This is a genomic window from Gelidibacter sp., from assembly GCF_035577925.1.
In the GTDB taxonomy this organism is placed as follows: Bacteria; Bacteroidota; Bacteroidia; order Flavobacteriales; family Flavobacteriaceae; genus Gelidibacter.
Genome location: NZ_DATJCY010000346.1, coordinates 1 through 2,965 on the forward strand (window position 1 = coordinate 1; position 2,965 = coordinate 2,965).

Here is a 2,965-nt window from a genome sequence, read left to right on the forward strand (position 1 = left end):
TTTACTCCAAAAGCAAAATAATAATGGAAATAAGTCAAACTATAATTATTTCGACCCAATTACATTTGAGTCGATTGATTTAACTAAAAACAAAAATGAGTTCCCAGGTGATTCTCGTGAATATGAATTACCTAGCATTGATAGTAAGAAATTGGATTTTCTAGTTCTATATAAAATAATTAAAAATGATTCTAGTATCATTTTAACAACTAATAATGAAAACTTCCCCGATTTAACTATCAAACTCACTTCCAATCAATTAGAACTAATGGACTCTGGTTATATTTTAAATCTTGAAAAAGAGATTATTGTGAAAGACAATAACAATGTATTAAAAAGTGGATGGGCTGGATTTAGATGGCAAAATGACATTTACTACAAAGGGAGAAAATATGGCAATAGCGTTACAATTGGTAGAACTTATGATTTTAATAAGATTTATATTAATATAAAAACATTTATTAATACTAACAAAATAAATTTGTTTTTAATTAGTGTAAATTAATAGTCTTATCTTTAGAACTAGAATAAAAAGTGGTTGCCGAAAAACTTTATAGAGTAGGCGTAATATAAACAAATTAAAATGAAAAAAATTAATTTAAAATCTGTTTTGGAATCTCTAAGTAGAGATGAAATGAGGACAATAAGCGGAGGAAGCGGAGGAGACGGAGGAGGCTGCAACACTGATCCAAGTTGTGAAACGACAGGTTGCAGTTATTTTGTAAAAGGTACTGGTCTTCCCTTTAGAAGATGTAGTTATTGTTGCCTAGCATGACTCAACGAAACTGTTTATTAAAATATGGTAAACAGTTTCATTTTTACTCTAATTTGATAATTAGAATCGTCATTATTGTGTTGTAACAAAACCTTTAGTCCAAAAAAGAATTATAAAAAATATTTTTAAAGAACACGTAAAAAATATGAGATATATTAATTTATTGATTTTTATATTATTTTTTTTGTTTAGTTGTACAAAGAAAAATTCAGAAAATAAGAACGAGGTTATTATTTCAGGACAAGCCACTTCTGATTATATAAATAAACCTATTTATCTCAAATATATTATAAATGATTCAGTAATTACGAAAGTTGATACTGTTTCTTCAAACAAGAAATTTAAATTTTTGGTATTAGAGAAAGAATTTCCATTGAAGGCATTTATTACAAATGACCTGACTAACCATGCACCTAAAGTAAAAGAGTTATATCAATTATCTAGTTTAATATATTTTCAATTCGGTTCGCCTTCAGTTCCTCTTCAATTTGGATACCCAAAAGACATTAAACTATTTCTGATAGAAAAAGGTAATATAAGTATTGTAATTCAGGATTCCATTTATAATTCAAATATTTCTAATTCAAAATTAAACGACGATTTAAAGGCTTTGTATAATAGTTTAAATACCGTAATGGTCAAGTCAAATAAATTTAATAGTATAAATTTCAATGAAATAGATAACAATAAGGTTTTTGATAGTTTAATGATTATCTCTAACAAAATAAGTCTTGAAAAAACCAATGTTCTCGACAGCTTTATTCATCAAAATAAAAATTCTTTTTCTAGTGTATATGCATTTAACATAAAACCAACTATTCAAAAAGAAGATTTAAAAATTTTTAATCAAATCGACCCAGCGATTAGAAACAATAAGCTTTCAGAAGCAGGAAGAATAAAGTTGGAAAGGATTTTAAATACTACAAATGTTGACGATACTATAAAGAATTTCACTCTTCAAGATCAGAACGGCAATCGAGTTTCCTTGAGTGATGTACGGGCGAAATATATTTTAATTGACTTTTGGGCCTCTTGGTGTGCGCCTTGTAGGAAAGAAAATGCAGAAATTAGCAAATATTACTCTGATTTCAATACGACGAATTTTCAAATTGTTGGAATTTCTGTTGATCGAGATAAAGACAAATGGTTAGATGCCTTAAAAAATGATAACACCCAGTGGATTTCATTAATTGACAGTAAATTAGAAGTAAATGATAGGTTAGGCGTGATAGCTTATCCAACAAATTTCTTAATCGATTCTAATTATAAAATCATAGATAAGAATTTAAATTCAGAAAAACTAAAGAGTCGATTAACCGAACTTCTCGAATAAGATTTATTCTTAGCGATAATTTATTTGGAGACTTACCCTCTTTGAAGATTTTTTTCAGACCCACCAATCAATAATATTTCGTGAACATAATCCAAAGTTTCTGGTCAAAAAATGTAAACTGTACCAAGGATAGTAGTGGATGGTTAGCACCTCGATTTCATTGGTTAAGTTGGATTTTAAGTTCCCACCAACTCATCAAATATCACGACAATGTACATCTTTATACTGATGAATTCGGTAAAAAATTATTGATAGATGACTTAAAATTACCCTACACCAAGGTTCATGTTATTTTAGATGAATTAAACTACTATAATAAAAATCTTTGGGCTATAGGCAAAATAAAAACGTATCACCTTCAAAAAGAGCCTTTCATCCATGTAGATGGTGATGTTTTTGTTTGGGAAAAGATTGACAGGTTATTTAAAAAATCGCCACTACTAGCACAAAATTTGGAAGTAACGACAGATTATTATAAATCCATGTGGGCAAATATTAGTCCAAATCTGGACTTCTTACCACCCGAAATTGAGAGGTTTGAAAATGGTTCAAATACCCATGCTTGCAATATGGGAATAGTAGGCGGTAACGATTTATCTTTTTTCCATGATTATTGCGCTAAAAGTTTTGAATTTGTAGATAAAAACAAGAGGGTTTGGGAGACCGCGGGAGCATACAACTTCAATGTTTTTTTTGAACAAGTTTTGTTTTATGAAATGGCTACCAACAGAGAACTTAAAATAGACTTTCTTCTCGATGAAAAAACGCTAGATAACAATTATAGGGGTTTTGGAGATTTTGACAAAGTACCTATAAAAAAATATTTACATTTAATAGGACAGTATAAAAGGAATCAT

Annotated in this window: 3 protein-coding genes; all 3 read left to right on the forward strand. The window is 28.9% G+C overall.

The genetic code is table 11. The features are described from left to right. On the forward strand, positions 1-505 hold a 505-nt coding region (locus tag VNJ50_RS13395), incomplete at its 5' end, for a hypothetical protein (protein ID WP_325582738.1). Positions 506-920: 415 nt separating this feature from the next. Next, positions 921-2,108 (forward strand): TlpA disulfide reductase family protein, encoded by a 1,188-nt coding sequence (locus VNJ50_RS13400; protein WP_325582740.1) that lies wholly within the window; start codon positions 921-923, stop codon positions 2,106-2,108. A gap of 80 nt (positions 2,109-2,188) precedes the next feature. Continuing rightward, the coding region (locus tag VNJ50_RS13405; RefSeq protein WP_325582742.1) for a DUF6734 family protein at positions 2,189-2,965 on the forward strand (777 nt) is incomplete at its 3' end.

Coding starts and splice junctions, on each gene's coding strand:
- VNJ50_RS13400 (WP_325582740.1), top strand. CDS start 921: ATGAGATATATTAATTTATTGATTTTTATATTATTTTTTTTGTTTAGT.